Below are 22,928 nucleotides of genomic sequence, written 5' to 3' on the forward strand. Positions count from 1 at the left end.
GGCCTGACCCATTTCTCCCGAGATGCACCCGTTTGGTCGTATGCCTACGATCTAGGAAGTACCAGACCCGGTGGACGTCCCGGTCTCCTCCGATCCAGCGGGGGGAGGCGTTTGCCCTTGTTGTCGGCACATCGACTGATGGCCGCTCACGGCATGCTGGTGGCCGTCGCCACGGTTGTCTATCTGACGGTTCCCGGTGCTCGTGCGCCCGTGTGGGCGGTCATCGGACTGTCCGGTGCCGCGGCCGTGGTGGCGGGCGTCCAGGTGAACCGGCCCGCCCACCGCTGGCCCTGGTGGGTGCTGGCCGCCGGCCTGGTCACCTTCGTCGCGGGCGACACGTACTACAACGTCGTCGAGCAGTACTTCGACGCCTCCAACCCGTTCCCCTCGCCCTCGGACGCCCTCTACCTGGCCAACTACGTGCTCTTCGCCGTCGGGCTGTCCGGGCTGGTCCGCTACCGCTGGGCCGGCCACGACCTGCCGAGCCTGCTGGACGCACTGATCGTCACGGCGGGTCTGGCGTTGCCCGTGTGGGTGTACCTGGTGCAGCCGCTCACCGAGATCGAGGGGCTGACCTGGCAGCAGCGGGCCATCAGCATCGCCTATCCCCTGGGCGACGTGCTCGTGCTGGCCCTGCTCGCCCGGCTGCTCACCCCGAGCACGCTGAACGGCCGCAACCGGTCGGTGCAGCTGCTGGTCGTCGGCACGCTCACGCTGCTCGGCTTCGACATCGCCTACGGGATCCTCCAGCTGAACTCGATGTGGCAGGCGGGCACGGTGCTCGACGCCGGCTGGATCGTCTTCTACACGGCCTGGGGACAGGCGGCCCTGCACCCGGCGATGGTGGAGCTGACCGCCGCCGAGCCCCAGCAGGGATCCCTGCTGCCGCCCCCGCGCCGACTGCTCATGCTGGCCGTGGCGACCCTCATCGCGCCGGGCATCCTGCTCTACGAGGGGCTGACCCGCTCCGCCCACGACGCGGCCGTCATCGCCGCGTTCTCCGGTCTGCTCTTCCTGCTGGTCATCCTGCGGCTGTCGGGCATGGTGGTGGCCCACCGCAAGGCGGTGACGCGGGAACTGGCGCTGCGCCGGGCGGCCGCCTCCCTGGTGTCGGCGGTACGCCAGCAGGAGGTGGCCAGGTCGTGCGAGGCGGCCGTCGACCGGCTGCTGGGCACCGTGCTCGGCCACCGGACGCTGCTGCTGCCGGCCGCGCGGGCCGTGGACCTGGCGCCGTACCACGGGCAGCTGGTGGACGCCCGCGACCTGGGCGCCGACCTCGCCGCCGAGCCGGACGAAGCGGAGACCGTCCTGGTCTGTCTGATGACCCCGCCCGACCGTCCCGCCGGCGAGGTCCCCGGCGTGCTGCTGGTGTCCGCACCGGCCGGGCCGCTCACCGAGACCCGGGGCTCCATGGAGATCCTCGCCTCGCACGCGGGCCTGGCGCTGGAGCGCATCGCCCTGCGCCAGGAGATCATCGCGCGGGAGAGCGAGGCGTACTTCCGCACCCTGGTCCGCAACGCCTCGGACGTGATCCTCATCGTGGAGGACGACAACACGATCCGGTACGCCAGCCCGTCGGCGATCACCGTCTTCGGCACCGCCGACCTGGTCGGCGCCGCGCTGCCGGATCTCGTCGACCCGCGGGACCGCAACCGCGCGGCGCGGGAGCTGACGGCCGTGCGGGACACCGGGCCGCGGGCCACCCACGACCACTGGTGGATACGGCACCGGGCCGGCCGCGTCGAGGTGGAGGTCCGGTGCAGCGACTTCCGGGACGAGCGGACCGTGGCCGGTCTGGTCGTCACCCTGCGCGACGTGACCGAGCAGCGGCGGCTGGCGCACGAGCTGACCCAGCGGGCCTTCCACGACTCGCTGACCGGTCTGCCCAACCGGACCCTGCTCCTGGAGCGGCTGGAACGCGCCCTGCTGCGCGGTCGCCGCGAGTCCTCGCTGACCTGTCTGCTCTTCATCGACCTGGACGACTTCAAGGAGGTCAACGACACGCTCGGGCACTCCGCCGGCGACCACCTCCTGATCTCCGTCGGGAACCGGCTCTCCAAGACGCTGCGGCGCACCGACACCGCGGCCCGGCTCGGCGGCGACGAGTTCGCCGTACTCATGGAGGACGCCCGCGAACCGCTGGACGCCGAGCTGCTGGCGGCCCAGGTGATCCAGACGCTGACCAGGCCGTTCGACCTCGCGGACGAGTCGGTGACGGTGTCCGCCAGCGTCGGCGTGGCCACCGCCCGGGACAGCACGGACGCGGAGGAGCTGCTCAGCCACGCCGACCTCGCGCTGTACGCGGCGAAGGCGGCCGGCAAGCGGCAGTGGCGCCGCTTCCAGCCGCTGCTGCACACCCGCATGGTCGAGCGGCACGACCTGCAGAGCCGGCTCGCCGAGGCGGTCGCCGCGAAGGAGTTCGCGCTGCGCTACCAGCCGGTCGTCGACATCACCGTCGGCGAGGTCGTCGGGTTCGAGGCGCTGGTGCGCTGGCCGCAGGCGCCGCACCGGCCGGTCATGCCGGAGCAGTTCATCACGCTGGCCGAGGAGACCGGGCACATCACGCTGCTCGGGGCCTGGGTGCTGGAGAACGCGGTGAGCGACATCGCCGGGCTCCAGAAGCTGCCCGGGCCGGGCACCCCGCCGTACGTGAGCGTGAACGTTTCGGCGCGGCAGTTCCGGGACGCCGGGTTCGTGGACCAGGTCGGCGCGGCGCTGCGCACGCCCGGGCTGGCTCCCGGCTCGCTGCAGCTGGAGCTCACCGAGACGGTGCTGCTGCGCCGCGACGCCCAGATCCAGGCGGTGCTGCGCGACCTGAAGGAGCTGGGCGTGCACATCGCGGTCGACGACTTCGGGACCGGCTTCTCCTCGCTGCGGTATCTGCGCGACTTCCCCATCGACGTACTGAAGATCGACAAGACGTTCATCGACGACATCACGCGGGACGCCCAGCAGGTCGCACTGGTCGAGGGCATCGTGCGGATCGCCGACACGCTGGGCCTCCAGGTGATCGCCGAGGGGATCGAGGACGCGGCGCAGCGGGATCTCCTCGCCAGCATGGGCTGCCGGTTCGGGCAGGGCTTCCTGTTCGCCAAGCCCCTGACGGTGGAGCAGAGCGAGCGGGTGCTGCGGCAGCGCGAGGGACGGCTCACCATGCCCGGCGAGGCCGAGCCGCAGCCGGCCCGCGCCTCCGACGGGCGGCCCGGGCTGCGCGAACGGCAGGCCGCGCTGCGCACCGATCTGGAGCATCTGCGACGGACCAGCCCGATGAGCGACGCGGTCGTGGACGAGGTGCGCGGCCGCCGGATCCGCAGCCGCGGCCACTGGCTGACCGACTTCGCGTCCTGCAACTACCTCGGCTTCGACTGGGACCCGGAGATCATCGGGGCCGTGGATCCGGCGGTACGGCGCTGGGGCACCCACCCCAGCTGGTCCCGGCTGCTGGGCAGCCCCCGCCTGTACCCGGAGATCGAGTCCCGGCTGGCCGCGCTGCTGGGCGCGCCGGACACGCTGCTGCTGCCCACGCTCACCCTGATCCACTCCTCGGTGATCCCAGTGCTCGCCGAGGGCGGCCATGTCTTCGTCGAGGCGACGGCGCACCGCACGGTCTACGACGGCTGTGTGGTGGCCCGCGGTCAGGGTGCGACCCTGCACCGCTTCCACGCCGAACGCCCCGACGAGCTGACGGCCCTGCTGTCCTCGGTGCCCTCCGGCCTGCCGCGGCTGGTGTGCCTGGACGGCGTCAACAGCATGAGCGGCAACGTCCCGGACCTGCCCGCGCTGGCCTCGGTCTGCCGGGCCGGGGGCGCGACGCTGTACGTCGACGACGCGCACGGCTTCGGTGTGATCGGCGAACGCGGCCCCGGCGAGCCCTGCCCGTACGGCTCGCGCGGCAACGGGGTGGTGCGGCACACCGGTGAGTCGTACGACGGGATCGTGCTCGCCGCCGGCTTCTCGAAGGCGTACTCCTCGCTGCTGGCCTTCCTCGCGCTGCCCACCGAGCTGAAGAACCGGCTGAAGACGGCCGCCGGGCCCTATCTGTACTCGGGGCCGTCCCCGACGGCGTCCCTGGCCACGGCGCTGGCCGGCCTCGACGTCAACGAACGGCGCGGTGACGAGCTCCGGGCCGACCTGTACCGCAGGACGGCCCAGGTGCTGGACCACCTCGACGGGCTGGACGTCGGCACCCTCAACCGGGACCGGCTGCCGATCATCGAGATCCCGCTCGCCGACCCGGACGACCTGGACGGGGTGGCGGCGTTCCTGTGGGAGGAGGGCATCTACGTGACGCTGGCCGCGTATCCCCTCGTACCGCGTGACCGGGTCGGTTTCCGGGTGCAGATCACGGCGCTCAACTCCGACGAGGACATCGAGCGGCTGACCGGGACGCTGACCCGGCTGGCCGCGCGGTTCCCGCTGAAGCCGAAGGGCTGAGCCGGCCATGACGACGCACAACGACGACGTGGACTGGGACCGCTGGCCGATCGCGGACTACCTGGCGGAGAACTACCGCGACCTGCATCCGTCCGACGCGGCCGTGATCGCCCACCACTCGGCCTTCTACCGCCGTATCGCACCGGGTTCCGTCGGCCGTTCCGTGGAGTTCGGCGCGGGCCCCAACCTGTATCCGCTGATCCTCGCGGCCGCCGCGAGCCGCCGGATCGACGCCGTCGAGGCGGGCGCCGGCAATGTCGCCTATCTGGAGCGGCAGATCGTGTGCGGGCCGGAGTCCAGCTGGCTGCCCTTCCACACGCTGTGCCGAAGCCTCAACCCCGACCTGCCGCCCACGCTCGCCGGGGCGCTGGCGCACGTCGAGGTCGTCCACGCCGATGTCCGCGAACTCTCCCCCGGTGGCTACGAGTTGGCGTCCATGCACTTCGTCGCCGAGGGCGCCACCGAGGACCTCGTGGAGTTCGCCGACTTCTGCCGGGCGTTCGTGCGGTGCGTGGTCCCCGGCGGGTGGCTCGTGGCCGCCTTCATGGAGAACATGCCCACCTACCGCATCGGGCCTGCCTCCCGCTGGCCGGGCTGCCCGGTGAACCCGGAGACCGTCACCGGGGTCTTCGCCCCGCTGACCGACGGCCTCTCCGTCACCCGCATCGACACCGACCCGACCCTGCCCGACTACGGCGACTCCGGGATGGTGCTGCTGACCGCGACGGCCCGCTAGTCCGACTCCGGCGCGGTCAGTTCGTCGCCCGGGCCCGGAAGCGGCGGTGGAGCGCGAATCCGCCCAGGATCAGGGCAGCACCGGTCACCGCCGTGGGAAGCGCTTCGTCGGTGCCGGTGTGGGCCAGGGAGGCCACCGGGTGCTCGGGGAGGGATCGCACGCCCGGGCCCGGTCGAGAGTGGGACCTGGGCGGGGTGGGCGGTTTCGGCGTGGGCCTGGCAGGGTGGTCGCCCGGCGCGTTCACGGACGTGTTGCCGACCGAGGCATTCCCGGCGCCGGCGACGCTCACCGTGTTGCCGCTGACGTTCACCGGGACATGGACCGGGAGCTCGATGCCGTTGCCGGACAGGACACCAGGCGAATCCTTTCCGCTGCCGTGTGCTCCGATGCCGTGTGCTCCGCTCCCGTGCGCTCCGCCGGCCCGGCCTTCGCCGCCGTGCGACGTGTGCCCGCCCTCGTCGACGCAGGTGTTGCCCGCGGTGGGGTTGAGGAGCCCCACCACGTTCACGGTGTTCCCGCACACGTTCACCGGTACGTGGACCGGGAGCTGGACGGTGTTGCCGGAGATCGGACCGGGTGAGCCGGCCGTCGCGCCGTCCGCCGAGGAGTCGGCGTGGGCCGGCGCCGTCAGCGCCATCGCGCCCGAGGCGGCGGCAACGGCGATCACACCGTTTCGGGTAACCCTTCGCATAGGTTCCCTACCTTCCAGACATGGTCGCGGGCGGCTGCCCGCACCGGGGAGGCGGGCATGCGCCCGCACCGCTTAAAACGCATACGAACCATCCGAGTTATGGCTTATCGGCCTTTCACCCCATCGAGCGGCACGGTTATCGAACTAGCAGCAGAACCGTCCTGTTCTCCCGGAGGGGCGCACAGAGTAGGGCACGTCGGGCGGTCCCGCTCGCCCGGAGGCGGGGCCCGCGGGGTCCGCCTATCGTGATCGAGGACGCCGTTTCGCCCGGTCCGCGGCGGGCGTCCCTGGAGGCATTGATGCTGGCCAAGCTGTCGACGCGGTCCGCCGTCCGGCGCTGCGCGGTGACCGGAGCCGTGGGTCTCGCCCTGCTGGTGGCGGGACTGCCGGCGACGGCCTCGGACGGCACCGAACCCGACCTCTCACGGTTCTACCGGCAGCACGTCACGTGGTCGAAGTGCAAGGGCGCCGACATGCCCGAGGACCTCCAGTGCGGCAAGGTCACGGTCCCCCTCGACTACGCGAGACCGCGGACGGGCAAGCTCGACCTGGCCCTCGCCCGCTATCGCGCCACCGGCAAGAAGCGGGGTTCGGTACTGCTGAACTTCGGTGGGCCGGGTGGTGCCGGGGTGCCCGAACTCGCCGCCGGGGGCAAGGACTTCATGGATCTCACCAACGGCTACGACGTGGTGACCTTCGACCCGCGCGGCGTCGGCCGGTCCTCGCCGGTCAGCTGCGGCGACGGCTCCGACGATGTCTCGGCGGCGACGGACGAGGAAGCGGACGCGAGCGATCCGCAGGCCGTACTGCGGCAGTTGAAGCAGTCGGCCGCCCAGTGCGCCAAGCACTCGGGGCCGGTCCTGCCGTACATAGGCACGGTGAACGCCTCGCGCGACATGGACGTGATGCGCCAGGCCCTCGGCGACAAGAAGCTCAACTACCTGGGCTTCTCCTACGGAACGCGGTTGGGGGCGGTGTACGCGGCCCAGTTCCCCAAGAAGGTGGGCCGGTTGGTGCTCGACGGGGTCGACACCCTGACCGAGCCGATGTCCGAGCAGGGCATCGCGGGCGCCGAGGGACAGCAGACGGCGCTGGACGACTTCGTCGACTGGTGCGTGAAGGACATCGCCTGCCCGTTCGGCCAGGACGCGCGGGACGCCCGGGACCAGGTGGTCCAGCTCGTCCACTCGCTCGACGAGGACCCCGTACCGACCGACTTCGGACAGCAGTTCACCGGGCAGGACCTGGTGGGTGCCATCGGACAGGCGCTGTACAGCGAGGAGTTGTGGCCTTCACTGGAGCGCGCCCTCGCCCAACTCGTCGAGGACGGCGACACCCGCGGGGTCATGGGCTTCGCCACCGGCGGGATGGCGCCGGCCGGCCGGGGCGAGACCGACGGCGGTGGCGGTCTGGTCGACGCCGACGACGTCCCGCTCGACAACCTCCCGGCGGCGCTGATGGCCGTGAACTGCGCCGACGACCCCGACCGCCCCTCCGCCGACCAGATCACCAAGGGCCTCGGTCGGCTGCGCGCCGAGTACGACGAGGCCTCCCCCGTGTTCGGCCGCTACCGGCTCACCGAACTGCTGATGTGCTACGGCCGCCCGAAGGGCACCGACTTCATCCGCGACAAGGTGCGTGACGTGCACTCCGCGAAGATGCTGCTGGTCGGCACCCGCGGCGACCCGGCGACGCCGTACCGCTGGACCGTGGAGACCGCGAAGCGGCTCGGCTCCTCGGCCGTGGTCCTCGACAACAAGGGCGAGGGCCACACCGGTTACGCCTCCTCGAAGTGCGTGCACGGCAAGGTCGACGACTTCCTGCTGTACGGCTCGCTGCCGCCGACGGGCAGTTCGTGCGGGCCGGACGACGAGGAGTGAGCTCACGACTCCCAGTAGGCGAGCCGGTGCAGCGCCCCCGCGGTCCGTACGAAGCCCTCGTCGCCAAGCAGCTCCCGCAGTTCGGCGTTGAAGCGGTCGATCTCCGGCTGCGCCGCGCGCAGGGCCTCGGCCCCGGCGTCCGTCAACTCCAGCACCACGGCCCGGTGTTGCAGCGGGTGCGGCTCCTTCGTGACCAGCCCCGCCGCGGTGAGTCGGGCGACGAGCGCGGTGACCGCGGACTCACGGAGCCCGAGGGTGCGGGCCAGCTCCTGCTGGGTGACGCCCGGCTGGTCCTTCACGGCGAACAGCGCGCCGACCTGGGCGGTGGTGACGCCGGCGGCGGCCACACAGCGGCGGTCCTGTGCCGTACGCAGCCGGTGGGCCGCCCGCTGCAACAGGAAGTAGAGGCGCTGGTCGGGCTCGGACATGGGCCGATCTTGACAGAGGACACCCGGCCGCGCCACCCTCACTTCACCAGTGAAGTGAGGTGAGGGAGTGAGCGGGACGATGGATCTGGAGCTCGCCCGGAAGATCCTGGCGGAACAGCCCTTCAGCAGGCTGCTGGGCGCCCGGATCACGGCGTTCGGGACCGGCGCGGCCACCCTCGAACTGGACATCCGTGAGGACCTGCTCCAGCAGTACGGCTTCGTGCACGGCGGGGTGCTCTCCTATGCGGCCGACAACACGCTGACGCTGGCCGCGGGCACGGTCGTCGGGGCGGGGCTGATCACGTCCGGTTTCACCATCGACTACCTGCGCCCGGCCACCGGTGAACTCCTGCGCGCCCACGGCCAGGTGGTGCGGGCGGGCCGCACCCGCGTGGTGACCCGCTGCGATGTCGTCACCGTCGACGGCGCGGGTACGGAGACCCTGTGTGCCGTCGCGCAGGGGAACATCGCGGTGATCGAGCCGGTCGGCGAGAAGGGCTAGAACTCGACGGGGTCGCGCACGATCGGGCAGGTCATGCAGTGCCCGCCGCCGCGCCCGCGGCCCAGCTCGGCGCCCACGATGGTGACGACCTCGATGCCGGCCTTGCGCAGCAGTGTGTTGGTCTGGGTGTTGCGGTCGTAGGTGAAGACCACACCCGGCTCCAGGGCGACCGCGTTGTTGCCGCTGTCCCACTGCTGGCGCTCGGAGGCGTACACATCTCCGCCGGTCTCCACGACCCGCAGTTCGGGCAGGCCGAGCGCTTTGGCGACGACGTCGACGAACGGAGTCGAGCCCTCGTCGGTGAGTTCCAAGCCGGGCGCCCTGTCGCTCGGCCGCAGGGAGAAGGTGTGGACGCCGTCCATGATGGTCGGATAGAGCGTCACCAGGTCGCGGTCGGCGAAGGTGAACACGGTGTCGAGGTGCATCGCGGACCGCAGCCTGGGCATCCCGGCGACCACGACGTGCTCGGCGGCACCGCCCTCGAAGAGCGCCTTGGCGACCTGGGTGATGGCCTGCCGCGAGGTGCGTTCGCTCATGCCCATCAGGACGACCCCGTTGCCGACCGGCATGATGTCGCCGCCCTCGAACGTCGCCTGTCCCCAGTCGAGTTCGGGGTCTCCCCACCACACGGTGCAGCCGGCGTAGTCGGGGTGGAAGGTGTAGATCGCCTTCATGAGCAGGGTCTCGTCGTGCCGGGCGGGCCAGTACAGCGGGTTGAGGGTGAGGCCGCCGTAGAGCCAGCAGGTCGTGTCCCGGGTGTACAGGGTGTTGGGCAGCGGCGGCATCAGGTACTCGCGGACACCGGTCGACTCGCGGGCCAGCGCGAGGTATCCGGTGCGGTACTCCTCGGGCAGGTCGCCGGTGGCGAGGCCGCCGATCAGGTACTTGGCGAGCCGCTCGGGCTCCAGGGACTCCAGGTAGGCGCGGGTGGAGTCGATGAGGCCGACGCCGACCTCGCCCGCGACGATCTTCCGGTCCAGGAGCCAGTCCCGGGCGCCCGGCACGGCCAGCGTCTGGGCGAGCAGGTCGTGCAACTCGACCACCTCGACGTCCCGTTCGCGCAGCTTGTTGACGAAGTCGGCGTGGTCGCGCTGGGCGTTCTCCACCCACATGACGTCGTCGAAGAGCAGGTCGTCGGAGTTGGTCGGGGTGAGCCTGCGGTGGGCGAGCCCGGGCGCGCAGACCAGCACCTTGCGCAACCTGCCGACCTCGGAGTGGACGCCGTACGCGGGGCGGGTGTCTTGACTGGTCACGGTGCACCTTTCCGAAGGCCGAGGCGGGTCAGAGGCTGATCCAGCCCAGTGCCAGGGCGAGGATCCCCAGCACCGCGCCGGCCACCGACACGGCCAGGACGACGAGTTCACGCGGCGAGAACGGCCGTCTGCCCTGTTCCCTGCGGGCCATCACGAACAGGACGGTGGCGGGGGCGTAGACGATGAACGAGACGAGGACGAACTTGAAGCCGGCCGCGTAGACGAGAAACGCGGTGTAAACGGTCGCCAGGACGGCGACGGCCAGTTCCCCGCGGCGGCCGCGCAGGGCGATGCGCACGGCGAAGGCGGCCGCGAGGAAGAAGGGGATCAGGGTCAGGGCGCTGGTCAGGTCGAGGGCGAAGTCGAAGGCGTCGTCCGAGAACATCGTGACGACCAGCACGACCTGGCTGAGCAGGGTCGTCATCACCAGGGCGGGCAGGGGTACGTCGGCTGCCGTGGCGCGCTTGAGGAAGCGCGGCATGTCGTCGTCCTTGGCGGCGACGAACAGCACTTCGGCGGCCATCAGCGTCCAGGCGAGGTAGGCGCCCAGGACGGACACGATGAGGCCGACGCTGACGAAGACCTTGCCCCAGGTGCCGACGGCGTGTTCCAGGACGCCGGCCATGGACGGCTGGCGCAGCTTCGCGATCTCCTCCATCGGCATCAGGCCGTACGACACGATCGTCACCGAGGCGAAGACCGCGAAGACGCTGAGGAAGCCGAGGATCGTGGCGCGTCCGACGTCCTCGCGGCGTCTGGCGTGCCGGGAGTAGACGCTGGCGCCCTCGACGCCCAGGAAGACGAAGACCGTGGCCAGCATCGTGCCCCTGACCTGGCTGAAGAGGGAGCCCGCGTAGTCGGCGCCGCCGAAGTTCTCGGCGAAGACATGGGGTTTGAGGTAGAAGAGCGCGAGGACGACGAAGACCAGGATCGGCACGACCTTGGCGACCGTGACGATCCGGTTGATCGCCGCCGCCTCCTTGACGCCACGGCTGATGAGCGCGAAGAACAGCCAGAGGCCGACCGAGGAGAGGACCACCGCGAGCACGGTGTCGCCGTCGCCGAGCGCGGGGGCGATCGCGCCGATCGTCGACATGATGAGCACCCAGTAGGTGACGTTGCCGACGCAGGCGCTCGCCCAGTAGCCGAACGCCGCGAAGAAGCCCAGGTATTCGCCGAATCCGGCCTTGGCGTAGGCGTAGACACCGGCGTCGAGGTCGGGTCTGCGCACGGCGAGGGTCTGGAAGACGAAGGCGAGCATCAGCATGCCGGTGCCGGCCACGGCCCAGGCGATGAGTGCGCCGGCCACACCTGTCTCGTCGGCGAAGCGGCGCGGCAGGGAGAAGACGCCGGCTCCGACCATCGAGCCGACCACCATGGTGGTGAGCGTCGGCAGGGAGAGCTTGGCTGCCTCGGGGGCCCGGGTTTCCTTCTCGACCTGCGTCACCCGGTGACGTTAACAACGTTTTATACCGATTTCCTGGCGAGATTGCCCCGAATGCCTGATCGGCGAATCAGTCCTATCGTGCTTGTTATGGAGCACGACCTGAGTCCCTCAACCCTGTCCGAGCTCCGGCGCCCGCGGCCCTATCCCGCCGTGTCCGTACTGACGCCGACGCACCGCCGAGAGCCCGAAAACGCCCAGGATCCGGTCCGGCTGCGCAATGTGGTGGCCGAGGCCAAGAAACAGCTGGAGTCCGATCCCGCGGTGAGCCGCGAACGGCGCTCCGACGTGGTCCGTCAGCTCGACCAGGCCCTCGCGGAGGTGGATCTGGCGCATGCCGAGGACGGTCTGGTGATCTTCGCCGCTCCGGGTGAGCACCAGGTCTGGTCGCTGGCCCGGAGCGTGCCGGAGCGCGTGGTGCTCTCCGACACCTTCCTCACCCGCAATCTCGTCTCCGCGCAGGCCGCCGAGCGGCCGTTCTGGGTGCTCTCGGTCTCCCCCGACCGGGCCACCCTGTGGAGCGGCGGCATCGACCGGGTCGTCGAGGACCACTCCGGCGGCTTCCCGCTGACCCGGACCCTCGACAACTTCGACGCAGAGCGGCAGGAGCAGATCGGCGACATACCGAGCGCCTTCCGCGACGAGGGCACCCGGCACTTCCTGCGGGACGCCGACGCCGCGCTGGGCACGGTCCTGCGCCAACACCCGCGGCCGCTGTACATCACCGGCGAACAGGCCGCGCTGTCCCTGCTCGACGAGGTCGGCGGCGCCACCAAGGAGGCCATGCACGTACCGCACGGCGGCCTCGCGCACGGCACGCCCGACGCGGTGTGGCACGCGGTGCGGCCGATGGTGGCGGCCGAGGCCCGCAGAAGCAGTGACGCCGTCGCCCGGGAGCTCGAAACGGCCCGGGGCCGCAAGGCCTTCGCGGCCGGCGTCGACGAGGTCTGGCAGAGCGCCCGCGAGGGCCGGGTACGGCTGCTCGCCGTGGAGGAGAACTACCGCGTGACGGTACGGGACATCCTCGACGGCCATCTGATCCCGGCCGACACCGGAGACCTCGACTCGCGCGAGGACATCGTGGACGAGATCGTCGAGCAGTGCCTGGAGACGGGCGCGGACGTCCGCTTCGTACCGGACGGCATGCTCGGCGACGCGAGTGGGATCGCCGGGGTGCTGCGGTACTGAACGGGGGCGCGGCGGTCCTCCACGGCCGCCGCGCCCCGGTCCCTCGACATCAGCCGCTGACGCTCGCCGTGCCCGACTCCAGGTGCCCGGTGAACCGGCGTGACCAGGTCGTGTCGGAGTCGACGGTGACAGTGAAGTCGTACCAACCGCTCTGGTAGGCCACCGCGTTGAAGAAGTCCTCCGTCGAACCGCCCGCGGCGACGGTGTACGTCCACGGACCGTCGCCGCGATAGTGGTTGGCGGTGATGGTGAACTTCACCGACGCGGAGCCGGAGTTGACCATCCTGAAGTAGATCGCGAGCTTGCCCGTACCCGGCTCGACTGCGTAACGGGTGCTCACCTCCACCGACTTGCCCGCCTTCGTCGCATCGCCCTGGAAGCGGCGGAGGAATCGGTTGGGGCCGACCATGGTGAGGTCGTACTTGCCGTCGCCGTACCCCGAGCCGATGTTGAAGTAGTCGGAGGCCGTGCCACCCGGGTCGACCGTGTACTGCCACGGTGTGGTGTCACGGTAGGCGTTGGGGTGGATGGAGAGGTGCGCGGCGCGTTGGGCGGCGCCTCCCTGGTTGGCCATGGCGAACCAGGCGAGGATCTTGCCGGAGGTGCCGAACTCCAGCCGGTCCAGATAGCCGTTCGGCTGGTACGGCAGCGCGCGGGCGGGCCGGGTGCCGGACTCCTGGACGGGCAGGGCGTTGTTCGTGGGGACCGGGTTGGGCAGCGGTCCGCAGGTGTCGTAGCCGATGACGCTCGTCGCGGGCAGCGACACGGCGCCGTAGACCGGGTTGGCGAAGTCGAAGACGCCGGTCAGGTCGCCGCTGACCTTGCGGCGCCAGGTGCTGATGTTGGGGCAGTTGGCGGGCTTGCCGAGTGCGGCCGTCCAGGTCTCCAGGAAACGCAGGACCGAGGTGTGCTCGAAGACCTCCGAGGAGACCCAACCACCGCGCGTCCAGGGCGAGATGACGACCATCGGGACCCGGAAGCCGAAGCCGTACGGGACTCCGCTCAGGAACTCGCCGGCCGTTCCCGCGGGCGGGGCAGGGGGCGGGACGTGGTCGAAGTAGCCGTCGTTCTCGTCGTAGTTGAGGAACAGGACGGTGGAGTCGAAGACGTCCGGGTCGGCGGCCAGTGCCTGGTAGACGAGGCCGACGAAGTGGGCGCCGTCGCCGGGCGGGGCGTAGGGGTGCTCGGAGAAGGCCTGGTTGGGGACGATCCAGGAGACCTGCGGGAGGGTTCCGGCGAGGACGTCCGCCTTGATCGCGGCGGCTATGTCGTCGGGGGTCGAGCCGGTCGTCTTGGGGACGGACGACATGCCCCGGTCGTAGAGCGGGTTGCCCGCTTTGGCGTTCGCGAAGTTCTTGAAGTAGGCGCAGCCGTTGTCGCCGTAGTTGTCGGCGGCGTTCTGGTAGACCTTCCAGGTCACTCCGGCGGCCTGTAGCGCCTCGGCGTAGTTCTGCCAGGTCAGGCCGGACTCGTCGCCGCCGTCGTAGCTGGCGGAGTCGACCTTGCCGCTCCACAGGTAGGTGCGGTTGGGGCCGGTCGCGCTGAGTGTGGAGCAGAAGTAGGCGTCACAGATGGTGTAGTTGTCCGCGAGCGCGTAGTGGAAGGGGATGTCGGAGCGGTCCAGGTAGCCGAGCGAGCGCACGTTGCCCACACCCGAAACCCAGTTGTCGAGACGGCCCTTGTTCCACGCGGAGTGCTGCGAGGACCAGGAGTGCGGCAGGTCGCCATTGCACTGGGCGAGGGTCTCGCCGTCCTTGCCGCCCGCGGCCGGGGTGGCGCTGAGCTTCCACGGGTACTGCCGGCCCGAGCCACTGGGCTGGTTGAAGACGGAGTACCCGCCGCCGAGCGTGATGCCGCTGCGGTCGTCGAAGCCGCGGACGCCCTTGAGGCGCCCGAAGTAGTGGTCGAAGCTGCGGTTCTCCTGCATGAGGATCACCACGTGCTTCACGTCGGAGATCGTGCCGGTCGCCGCGCTCTGGGCAGCGGCCGCGGTACGAGTACCGGCACCCACTGCCATGCCCGCCGCCACGGTGGCGCCGAGCCCAACGAAGCCTCTTCGGCTGATCGGTGTCATTCGCCCCGTCCTCGTCACAGGAGTGCCCCTGCGGCACACCGCGCGCAAGGCTGCACGGAGTGATCGTCAAGGTCCATACCTGCGGGACGACCCGGAGATGAACAAAAGTCAAAGCCGGTCTCCGTGGGGCGAATCGCGCTCAGACGTTGCCGAACAGGGCGCTCAGCCCGCGGTCGACGGCGTCACCCAGCTCCTCCTCGCCCGCCGCCACGACCGCGTACGTGCGCAGCAGGAAGCGGCGCAGCGTCGCGGTGTCGAACTGGAGCAGGGCCAGTCCGTAGGGCGAGTGGAACTCCAGAACCGTGCGGGCCCGGCCGCACGGCCAGATGTGCACGTCCCCGCCGCCGGCCGGCCCGCGCAGCCCCTCCTCCAGCAGGGCGCGGCCGAAGGTCCAGGTGACGCCCGTGCCGTCGAGTGACACGTCGGGTGGGAAGTCGAGGTGCACGGCCAGCGGGTCGGTGGAGACGTAACGCAAGGTGGCCGGAGCGGGCAGCTCCTGCTCGTCGGCAGTGATCAGGCGGCCCCGCGCGGGCTGCTCGAGGGTGATGTCCATGGTCGTTCTCCCCGTTTGGTCGGACGTCGGCGCGATTGCCGATGCTGTTACGACCCCGCAGACACCGTTCGCATTACGCGGAAGCGCTTTCCATTTTGTGTGACCTGCATCACCCGCGAAGGGAACATTTGCGATTTGGGCTTACGAACGAGGAAGAACCCCCCGCGGATCCCGCTCCCGGGCCCACCACCCCGCCGACCCGTCCGTCAGCGCTGGATCGGCCCGATCTACACATACCAAGCGCCCTAGAACAAACACCCGTCGAACACACAGCTGAACCAGTGTCCGACCTCGGCTACGATGCGCCAAGTCACGTACCTCACCTACGACTTGACCCACGAGGTCGCGTAGGCGATGCGCGCAGTCGGACCACTCCGTGAAGACGCTGACATATGCCAGAAGCACCACCGGATCGTGTGTTGCCAAATCACTTACAGGGCGTCGCGGGCTGTGCAACAGTCGTAACGGTCCCTGAAGCCCTCAGCCCCGGTCGAACCGTCCCCGCATCGGAGTGCTCATGCCGTCCCACCTCTCTGCGGATCACCCAGCCGCCCAGCCGCCAGGGCGCGGCTCGGTCGATGCGCTGATATCGCAGACGCGGCGGCTCAGGGGCGACGTGGACGCCGTACGACGGGACGCGCACGGCGACGGTTCGGACCCCGAGGAGCGGTGGCAGCGCGCGCTGTGCGATCTCGCCCTGCATCAACTCAACGACCTGGACGCCCACTTGGCGCAGCTGCGGGACGGACCGCCGCCCGCGCCGGTGGAGGTCGAGACGGCGCCGGCCACCCGCGCAGTACTCCCCGCTCCCCGCCGCGGCTCACTGCTCAGCAGGGTCGGCAGCGCGGAGTGGAACCTCCTCACGGACGAGGCGAGTTGGTCCGGCGAGCTCTACCAGATCCTGGGCCGCACCCCCACCGCTCCCCCGCTGACCCTCGACGAACTCCCGTCCCTGGTACTGGACGAGGACCGGGTGAAGCTGACGGCGATGGTCACGGACTGCCTCGTCGACGCCAAGCCCATCGACGGCGAGTTCCGCATCGTGCGCCCGGACGGCGAGGTGCGGACCGTGCACATGATGGGCGAGCCCGTGCTCGACGCCGACGGCGGCACCGCCTCGATGTGGGCCGTGCTGCGGGACGTCAGCGAACTGCGCCGCAGCCAGAGGGCGGTGAGCGAGACCCGTGACTCGCTCCAGCGCCACCAGCACCGCGCGCAGACCGAGCACCGGCTCGCGGTCGAGCTGCAGGAGGCCGTGCTGCCGCCGTGGCGTGGCTCCCTGCGGCTCCCGCACCAGGGCCCCGAGTCCCTCGACCTCGCGGCGCACTATCTGCCGTCGTCGACGAGCGCGCTCATCGGCGGCGACTGGTACGACGCGCTCGAACTGTCCGACGGACAGACCCTGTTGAGCGTCGGTGACCTGACCGGACACGGTGTAGCCGTCACCTCGGGCATGGCGATGCTGCTCGGCGCCCTGCGGGGCATGGCGATGGCCGGCACCGAGCCCGGTCAACTGCTGTCGCTGCTCAACCAGTTACTCGACGCCACCGTGCAACCGGCCCTGGGCAGCGCCGTCTGCTGCCGCTACCGGCCGGAGACCCGCACGCTGACCTGGGCGCAGGCCGGACACCCCGCCCCGCTGCTGTTCCGCGGCGGGACGGGGCGCAGGCTGCACGCGGCGGACGGCGTCCTGCTGGGCGCGACCTCGGGCGCCACCTACGAGCAGGTCCACGAGACCCTCGAGGCGGGCGACCTCCTCCTGCTGCACACGGACGGGCTGGTGCCCAGGCGTGGCCGCACGGAAGCGGCGAACCGGCTCCTCGACCTGGCCCCGCGCTTCGCTACGGCGCGGACCGCACAGGACTGCGTGCGGATGGTCGTGGAGGAGTTCGGCGAGGCCGAGCGCGAGGACGACGCCTGCGTGCTCGTCGCCAGGGTGGTGTGAGCGAGTCACCCCGTGCGAGCGGCTGACCCCGCGGGCAACCCCGGGTGAAGCGACGACAGCCGCACGAGCCCCCTATGCGCGTGCGCTCCTGCCACCCTTCGACGTCGGCTTGGGCAGCGCCAGTTTGATCTCCTCCCGCAGCTCGTGGATCTTCGGATAGCTGGAGTACTCGGCGGTGAGCCGGTACATCTGGCGCAGCCGGTCCCAGGTGCGGTGGGAGGAGTTGGATCCCATCGACATCAGGGCCAGACGTGCGTACCGGTCCGCCTGTTCGGGGTCGTCGGCGATGAAGCAGGCGGAGGCCATGGACAGGAAGTCGAAGATCTTCGACCGCTGGCGTCCGTCGACCCGCAGGGCCAGGGCCTTCTCCGCGTAGTGCTGGGCGTGCGCGGCCGCTCCCGGCTCGTGCTCGGCCAGCGTGCGGTAGGCCAGGGCCTGCATGCCGTACAGGTCCTCCTCCTTGAACATCTGCATCCAGCTCGGCGGCGGTACGTCGCCCCGGTCGGAGACGAAGAGGTCCTCCGCCTGGCCGAGGGTGCGGCGCATCGCCTGGCCCTTGCCCATGGAGGCCTGTGCCCAGGCCTCGATGGTGTACAGCATGGCGCGGGTGCGCGGCAGCACCTCTTCGCCGGAGCCGGACTTGGCGAGCTTCATGAGGTCGAGTGCGTCGTCGGGCCGGCCCAGGTGCACCATCTGGCGAGCCGCCCGGGAGAGCGCCTCCCCCGCACGAGGCCGGTCGCCGCCCTCTCGGGCCGCGTGGGCGGCGATGACGAAGTACTTCTGGGCCGTGGGTTCGAGGCCGACGTCGTGCGACATCCAGCCCGCGAGGACGGCGAGGTTGGCGGCGACGCCCCACAGGCGCCGCTGGAGATGGTCGGGGTGTCGGTAGGCGAGCATGCCGCCCACTTCGTTGAGCTGGCCTACGACCGCCTTGCGTTGCAACCCGCCGCCGCGGGCCGCGTCCCAGGCCCGGAACACCTCCACCGAGCGCTCCAGTTCCTCGATCTCCTGCGACCCGATGGGGGCGGCCTCGTAACGGTCGAACCCAGCGGGGTCGGCGTGCAGGGGGTCTTCGAACTGGGGGGCATCGGCGGAGAGAGTCGGGTCGGTGTGCAGCCAGTCGTACATTGCGCTGCTGAGTGCGGATCCCGCGGCGAGCGCGGCACCCGCGCCCACCAAGCCGCGTCGGTTGAGCATGAGGTCCATTCCCGTGAATTCGGTGAGGACCGCAGCTGTCCGCTCGGGCGCCCACGGCACACCGTCGGGATGTTCCACACTCCCGGCGTCCTGCCGTTTCCCCGTACGCCCGTGCCGGACCAGACCGAGGTCCTCTATGGTCACGACACGGCCGAGACGCTCGGTGAACAGAGCCGCCAGCACCCGCGGCACCGGATCGCGGGGGATCTCCCCCATGTCGATCCAACGCCGCACCCGGGAGGTGTCGGTCGACAGCTGGGGGTGGCCCATGGCCGCCGCCTGCCGGTTGACCAGCCTCGCGAGTTCCCCCTTGGACCAGCCGGCCATACCGAACAGGTCCGAGAGTCGGGTGTTGGGTTGTCCGCTCACGTCAAGCCCCCAGGTTCTCGGCTGAGTTGACAGTAGCTCCGGGAGAGTTGCCGCGGGACTATTCGCCAGGCTTCGCCAGGGTGCGCCAGATGGTGTGCCACTGGTCATCGGGTGTCAGGTAGGAACGCGCCACCCCGACCCGGTCGCCTTTTTCGAAGGAACGGGACCATTCCCCAGGGTGCTCCCGAGGGGGCCGGGCCGGGTAGCGCACTGACGTCGCAGGCACACGAAGGGATCTGTTTCGCCCATGTACGCAGCATCGTCCTCCGTGTCCGCCCCGCCCCGGTCGCTGCACCCCCGCCCGGGCGGCAGCGGCCCATACCTCGACCCCGCGCGTCCCGCGGCCGCTCCCGTGCTCGGTGCGGGCCGGACCCGGCGCGTTCCGGGGCTCGGCACCCAACCGCTCAGCGGGAGACTCGACTTGTCCGGCCCTCAGGGCGCCCAACTGCGCACGGCCATCGCGTCGGTGCACCGGATCTGTCCGGAGTTCGCTCCGGTCCAGGTGCTGCGCCGCAGCGGACGGTCCGTGCTCCTGGTCGGTACGACCGGGCGCAGCACGGCCGTCGCCAAGTGTTTACTGGACCACTCCCCGGTGTGGTCCGAGCGGATCCGCCATGAAATAGCGGCCTACCGCTCGTTCGTCCGGCACCGCCCTCCGGTGCGGGTGCCGAGGCTGATCGCGGCGGATCCGGACAACTGCACCCTGGTCATCGAGCGGATGCCGGGACGGGTGGCGGCGCTCCAGCGGCACCCGGCCGAGGCCCCGCCGCGCGCCGACATCAGGGCGGCGCTGGGCGCGATCTGCCGGCTGAACGCCTGGCGGCCGCCGGCCGGCACCTTCGACGCCCCGCTGGACTACGCGTCCCGGATCTCCCGGTACCACGAGCTGGGTCTGCTCACCGACCGGGACATGGGCGACCTCCAGAAGCTGCTGCACGGCATCGCGGCGACCGCGGGCCGGCACGGCATGGGCCAGTTCTGCCACGGCGACGCGCTGCTCTCGAACATCCTGCTCTCACCGGCCGGTCCAGTGCTGGTGGACTGGGAGCACGCGGGCTGGTACCTGCCGGGCTACGACCTGGCGACGCTGTGGTCGGTCCTCGGGGACGCCCCGGTGGCCCGCCGTCAGATCAGCCAGATCGCCCAGTCGGCGGGCCCGGCCTCCCGCGACGCGTTCCTGGTGAACCTGATGCTCGTGCTGACCCGCGAGATCCGTACCTACGAGACGGCCGTGCAGCGTTCGATGCACGACTCGACCCCGGCGGCACCGGGAGTGGCCCACCAGGGTGCTGCGCCGTCCGGCGAGGAACAGCGGCTGCTGCTGAGGCGGCTGCACGACGACTGCCAGCTGGCCCGCCGGGCCGTACGCGCGGCGGTCGGTACTCGCTGAGGGGGCGAAGGTCCGCGGTGCGCCAGAACGGCGGCGCACCGCGGACCTTCGTATGTCCGGGCTCCTGTATCTCCTCGTACCTGCGTCGTTGCACGGGCCATTGGTGTACGCCACTGACGCCCCGCAGGCCCGAAAGCCGCCGCCACGAAACTCCTCCATCCTCGTGTTGACATGGGAAATCGCCTGTCTCTGGGCATGATTGACGGATCGTCGGCCAGCCGGTACCACTGACCCACCGCACGGCCCCGCACGCCCCGCCACGCTCGTCCGTCCCTGGAGGCTGCATTGCGAGGATCCGCCACCGCCCCCACGTCCGCCCCCGGCCACAGACGCACCCGCCGCACCGCCGGCGCCCTCGCCTCGGCGGCCCTGCTGCTTCCCTTGCTCGGCGCGGCCCCGGCCGCGAACACCGCCGGGTCCTCCGCGAGCTCACTCCAGCGGGCGTTCGCCGCCGCGGCCGCCGAGTACCACGTGCCGCAGAGTGTTCTCCTCGGCGTCTCCTATCTCCAGTCCCGCTGGGACGGTCACGCGGGCGCGCCGAGCGTGACCGGCGGTTACGGTCCCATGCACCTCACCGACGCCCGCACCGCGCTCGCCACCGCCGCCTCGCACCACAGCGAGGGCACGGAGGACGCCCGCGGCGACGGCGCCCGCGCGGCCCTGCACCCCGACACCAAGGTGCCGACGGACTCCCAGCTCCCGGCCCGCCTCAAGACCTTGCCGAAGGCGGCCGAGCTGACCGGGATCCCGGCGGAGCAGCTGCGTACCGACGAGACCGCCAACGTGGCGGGCGGTGCGGCACTCCTCGCCGCCGCGCAGAAGGACCTGGGCGAACCGCTGAGCGACGACCCGGCGGACTGGTACGGGGCGGTGGCCCGCTTCTCGGGTGCGGACGACACGGCGACCGCGGCGGTCTATGCCAACGATGTCTACGACGTCCTGCGCACCGGCGAGGAGCGCACCACCGACGCCGGCCAGCAGGTCGCCCTGGCCGCCCAGCCGGGCCTCGCCCCGGACACCGCGCAGATCAAGGGGGCCGGTCTGCGTACGGTCTCCGCCGACGGCACCGAGTGTCCGAAGTCGGTGTCCTGCGAGTGGATCCCGGCGCCCTACGAGGAGTTCGGGGACAACGACTACGGCAACCACGACCTGGGCGACCGGCCGGCCTCGCAGAGCATCAAGTACATCGTCATCCATGACACGGAGGGCGCCTGGGACGGCGTACTGAAGCTGGTCCAGGACCCCACCTATGTGTCGTGGAACTACACCCTGCGCTCCACGGACGGTCTGATCGCCCAGCACGTGAAGGCCAAGGACGTGGCCTGGCACGCGGGGAACTGGTACGTCAACGCCAAGTCGATCGGCCTGGAGCACGAGGGCTTCCTCGCGGCGCCGGACGCCTGGTACACGGAGGCGATGTACCGGTCCTCGGCGCGGCTGGTGCGGTACCTGGCCGCGAAGTACCGCATCCCGCTCGACCGGCAGCACATCCTGGGCCACGACAACGTCCCGGGCCCCACGACGTCGACCGTCCCGGGCATGCACACCGACCCCGGCCCCTACTGGGACTGGCGGCACTACTTCGAACTGCTGGGCCACCCCTTCGAGCGCACCGCCGGCAAGAAGGGCGGGCTGGTGACGATCCTGCCGGACTACGCGACGAACCAGCCGACGTACACGGGCTGCGTCACCGGTGGCGAGCCGTGCGCGGCCCACGGTTCGAGCGAGGTGCGGCTGTACTCCGACCACGACGAGAGCTCGGCCCTGATCAAGGACGTCGGCCTGCACAAGGGCGCCGACTCGACGATCGACGTGAACGACGTGGGCTCGCGGGCCTCGACCGGTCAGCAGTACGCGGTCGCCGGCACCTACAAAGGCTGGACGGCGATCTGGTACCTCGGCCAGAAGGCCTGGTTCCGCAACCCGAAGAACGACCCGACGGCGGTCTCCGCGAAGGGCCTGGTGGTGACGCCCAAGGCGGGTCTGGAGAGCGTTCCGGTGTACGGGCGCGCTTACCCGGAGGCCTCGGCGTACCCGACGGGAGTGCCCGTGCAGGCGGTGTCCCCGTTGCCGTACACGCTCCCGGCGGGTCAGCGCTACGTGGTCGGTGGCAAGGTGCCCGGCGAGTACTACTACGCGGTCACCTTCACCACCGACTCGCACAGGGTCGTGGTCGGCAAGGACCTGTACTACGAGATCCAGTACGGGCACCGGGTGGAGTTCGTGCGCGCCGCTGACGTGCGGGTGCTGCCGTCGGTGTCCTAGACCGGATCAGCCCTGCTGGAAAAGCTCCGCCGGGAGCGGCTTCAGCAGGGCGTACAGGTCGTCGGTGATGGGGCGGTCCCAGGCGGCGATGGTGACCAGCACGTTGTCGCTGCGGTCGAACTGGACGCAGGAGATCCGGCTCTCGGAGAGCTTCAGGCGGCGCACGATCATGAGGTTGTCGCCCTGCATCACCGGCATGTCCTCCACGCCGACGACGGTCACCTCCTCCTCGTTCTCCAGCGCGAGCAGCAGCTGGGCGACCTCGAAGGGGATCTCGCCCTCGGCGACCTCGCGGGCCGGGGAGCCCTCGGGGAGGTTGCCGATGATCATCGCGGGGCCGCGGCCGCCGAAGAGGTCGTAGCGCAGGAAGACGCCCTGGCAGGAGCCGTCGGGGGCGGGGAGGAGGCCGGCGCCGAGGTTGCCGGGCCAGTCGCCCGGGTCCATGGCCAGGACGTCGAAGTCTGGACCGGCGGGGGTTGCGCTGCGGCGGCGGAGGAACGACATGCCGCAATGGTACGGGGCCGGGGGGTTGTGTTGCGGGTGCGGGTTGGCGAGGGCTTGTCGCGCCCACGCGGCGGA

The 22,928-nt window shown here is 70.8% G+C and carries 16 protein-coding genes; 8 read left to right on the forward strand and 8 right to left on the reverse strand.

Annotated elements, in window-relative coordinates; translation table 11 throughout:
- Nucleotides 1–138: 138 nt before the first annotated feature.
- On the forward strand, nt 139–4,434 hold the full coding sequence (locus ACQEWB_RS02250) for an aminotransferase class I/II-fold pyridoxal phosphate-dependent enzyme (RefSeq protein ID WP_432826431.1): 4,296 nt from the start codon (nt 139–141) through the stop codon (nt 4,432–4,434).
- A gap of 7 nt (nt 4,435–4,441) precedes the next feature.
- Nucleotides 4,442–5,170 carry a class I SAM-dependent methyltransferase gene (locus ACQEWB_RS02255; RefSeq protein WP_432826433.1) on the forward strand — a complete coding sequence of 243 codons (729 nt, stop codon included), beginning with the start codon at nt 4,442–4,444 and terminating at the stop codon, nt 5,168–5,170.
- Between the two features lie 16 nt (nt 5,171–5,186).
- On the opposite strand, the gene ACQEWB_RS02260 is transcribed toward ACQEWB_RS02255, so the two are convergent.
- Nucleotides 5,187–5,861 carry a chaplin gene (locus ACQEWB_RS02260; RefSeq protein ID WP_432826435.1) on the reverse strand — a complete coding sequence of 225 codons (675 nt, stop codon included), beginning with the start codon at nt 5,859–5,861 and terminating at the stop codon, nt 5,187–5,189.
- Nucleotides 5,862–6,160: 299 nt separating this feature from the next.
- Between ACQEWB_RS02260 and ACQEWB_RS02265 the strand changes: the two genes are divergently transcribed.
- Nucleotides 6,161–7,741 carry an alpha/beta hydrolase gene (locus tag ACQEWB_RS02265; protein ID WP_432843613.1) on the forward strand — a complete coding sequence of 527 codons (1,581 nt, stop codon included), beginning with the start codon at nt 6,161–6,163 and terminating at the stop codon, nt 7,739–7,741.
- A gap of 2 nt (nt 7,742–7,743) precedes the next feature.
- On the opposite strand, the gene ACQEWB_RS02270 is transcribed toward ACQEWB_RS02265, so the two are convergent.
- Nucleotides 7,744–8,169, reverse strand: a complete 426-nt coding sequence (locus tag ACQEWB_RS02270) for a MarR family winged helix-turn-helix transcriptional regulator (protein ID WP_432826437.1) — start codon at nt 8,167–8,169, stop codon at nt 7,744–7,746.
- Between the two features lie 79 nt (nt 8,170–8,248).
- Here ACQEWB_RS02270 and ACQEWB_RS02275 point away from each other — a divergent pair, with 79 nt between their 5' ends.
- A complete protein-coding gene (locus ACQEWB_RS02275; RefSeq protein ID WP_432843615.1) occupies nt 8,249–8,671 on the forward strand; it encodes a PaaI family thioesterase in 423 nt (140 codons plus the stop codon).
- Here ACQEWB_RS02275 and ACQEWB_RS02280 read toward each other — a convergent pair.
- Together ACQEWB_RS02280 and ACQEWB_RS02285 are read right to left on the reverse strand one after the other, a co-directional pair.
- The gene (locus tag ACQEWB_RS02280) at nt 8,668–9,924 is read right to left on the reverse strand and encodes an arginine deiminase (protein WP_432826439.1); all 1,257 of its coding nucleotides are present in this window, start codon (nt 9,922–9,924) and stop codon (nt 8,668–8,670) included. The genes ACQEWB_RS02275 and ACQEWB_RS02280 overlap by 4 nt on opposite strands.
- Nucleotides 9,925–9,952: 28 nt before the next feature.
- The gene (locus tag ACQEWB_RS02285) at nt 9,953–11,371 is read right to left on the reverse strand and encodes a basic amino acid/polyamine antiporter (RefSeq protein ID WP_432826441.1); all 1,419 of its coding nucleotides are present in this window, start codon (nt 11,369–11,371) and stop codon (nt 9,953–9,955) included.
- 87 nt (nt 11,372–11,458) lie between these two features.
- Between ACQEWB_RS02285 and ACQEWB_RS02290 the strand changes: the two genes are divergently transcribed.
- Nucleotides 11,459–12,556: a chemotaxis protein gene (locus tag ACQEWB_RS02290; protein ID WP_432826443.1), complete on the forward strand. Its 1,098-nt coding sequence runs from the start codon at nt 11,459–11,461 to the stop codon at nt 12,554–12,556.
- 49 nt (nt 12,557–12,605) lie between these two features.
- Here the strand turns inward: ACQEWB_RS02290 and ACQEWB_RS02295 are convergent, their stop codons facing one another.
- Both ACQEWB_RS02295 and ACQEWB_RS02300 read right to left on the reverse strand, forming a co-directional pair.
- Entirely contained in the window at nt 12,606–14,630 is a 2,025-nt protein-coding gene (locus ACQEWB_RS02295; RefSeq protein WP_432826445.1) for a phosphocholine-specific phospholipase C, read from the reverse strand.
- Nucleotides 14,631–14,769: 139 nt separating this feature from the next.
- Nucleotides 14,770–15,183, reverse strand: coding sequence for an SsgA family sporulation/cell division regulator (locus ACQEWB_RS02300; protein WP_432826447.1), 414 nt, complete (start codon nt 15,181–15,183; stop codon nt 14,770–14,772).
- Between the two features lie 517 nt (nt 15,184–15,700).
- Between ACQEWB_RS02300 and ACQEWB_RS02305 the strand changes: the two genes are divergently transcribed.
- Nucleotides 15,701–17,128 carry a PP2C family protein-serine/threonine phosphatase gene (locus ACQEWB_RS02305; RefSeq protein WP_432826449.1) on the forward strand — a complete coding sequence of 476 codons (1,428 nt, stop codon included), beginning with the start codon at nt 15,701–15,703 and terminating at the stop codon, nt 17,126–17,128.
- 72 nt (nt 17,129–17,200) lie between these two features.
- Here ACQEWB_RS02305 and ACQEWB_RS02310 read toward each other — a convergent pair whose 3' ends face one another.
- A complete protein-coding gene (locus ACQEWB_RS02310) occupies nt 17,201–18,694 on the reverse strand; it encodes a DNA-binding protein NsdB (protein ID WP_432826451.1) in 1,494 nt (497 codons plus the stop codon).
- 247 nt (nt 18,695–18,941) lie between these two features.
- On the opposite strand from ACQEWB_RS02310, the gene ACQEWB_RS02315 reads away from it, so the two are divergent.
- Both ACQEWB_RS02315 and ACQEWB_RS02320 read left to right on the forward strand, forming a co-directional pair.
- Complete coding sequence (locus tag ACQEWB_RS02315) at nt 18,942–20,084, forward strand: aminoglycoside phosphotransferase family protein (RefSeq protein WP_432826453.1); 1,143 nt, start codon at nt 18,942–18,944, stop codon at nt 20,082–20,084.
- A 285-nt stretch (nt 20,085–20,369) separates the two neighbouring features.
- Nucleotides 20,370–22,349: an N-acetylmuramoyl-L-alanine amidase gene (locus ACQEWB_RS02320; RefSeq protein WP_432826455.1), complete on the forward strand. Its 1,980-nt coding sequence runs from the start codon at nt 20,370–20,372 to the stop codon at nt 22,347–22,349.
- Nucleotides 22,350–22,355: 6 nt separating this feature from the next.
- Here ACQEWB_RS02320 and ACQEWB_RS02325 read toward each other — a convergent pair whose 3' ends face one another.
- Nucleotides 22,356–22,853, reverse strand: coding sequence for a hypothetical protein (locus ACQEWB_RS02325; RefSeq protein WP_432826457.1), 498 nt, complete (start codon nt 22,851–22,853; stop codon nt 22,356–22,358).
- Between the last annotated feature and the right edge of the window lie 75 nt (nt 22,854–22,928).

Source organism: Streptomyces sp. CA-249302 (assembly GCF_050936785.1).
Lineage (GTDB): Bacteria > Actinomycetota > Actinomycetes > Streptomycetales > Streptomycetaceae > Streptomyces.

Bases quoted from the DNA above. Each gene is read 5' to 3' on its own strand.
- ACQEWB_RS02300 (WP_432826447.1), bottom strand. From the start codon at position 15,183: ATGGACATCACCCTCGAGCAGCCCGCGCGGGGCCGCCTGATCACTGCC.
- ACQEWB_RS02255 (WP_432826433.1), top strand. From the start codon at position 4,442: ATGACGACGCACAACGACGACGTGGACTGGGACCGCTGGCCGATCGCG.
- ACQEWB_RS02305 (WP_432826449.1), top strand. From the start codon at position 15,701: ATGCCGTCCCACCTCTCTGCGGATCACCCAGCCGCCCAGCCGCCAGGG.
- ACQEWB_RS02270 (WP_432826437.1), bottom strand. From the start codon at position 8,169: ATGTCCGAGCCCGACCAGCGCCTCTACTTCCTGTTGCAGCGGGCGGCC.
- ACQEWB_RS02325 (WP_432826457.1), bottom strand. From the start codon at position 22,853: ATGTCGTTCCTCCGCCGCCGCAGCGCAACCCCCGCCGGTCCAGACTTC.
- ACQEWB_RS02265 (WP_432843613.1), top strand. From the start codon at position 6,161: ATGCTGGCCAAGCTGTCGACGCGGTCCGCCGTCCGGCGCTGCGCGGTG.
- ACQEWB_RS02275 (WP_432843615.1), top strand. From the start codon at position 8,249: ATGGATCTGGAGCTCGCCCGGAAGATCCTGGCGGAACAGCCCTTCAGC.
- ACQEWB_RS02295 (WP_432826445.1), bottom strand. From the start codon at position 14,630: ATGACACCGATCAGCCGAAGAGGCTTCGTTGGGCTCGGCGCCACCGTG.
- ACQEWB_RS02250 (WP_432826431.1), top strand. From the start codon at position 139: ATGGCCGCTCACGGCATGCTGGTGGCCGTCGCCACGGTTGTCTATCTG.
- ACQEWB_RS02290 (WP_432826443.1), top strand. From the start codon at position 11,459: ATGGAGCACGACCTGAGTCCCTCAACCCTGTCCGAGCTCCGGCGCCCG.
- ACQEWB_RS02260 (WP_432826435.1), bottom strand. From the start codon at position 5,861: ATGCGAAGGGTTACCCGAAACGGTGTGATCGCCGTTGCCGCCGCCTCG.
- ACQEWB_RS02315 (WP_432826453.1), top strand. From the start codon at position 18,942: ATGTACGCAGCATCGTCCTCCGTGTCCGCCCCGCCCCGGTCGCTGCAC.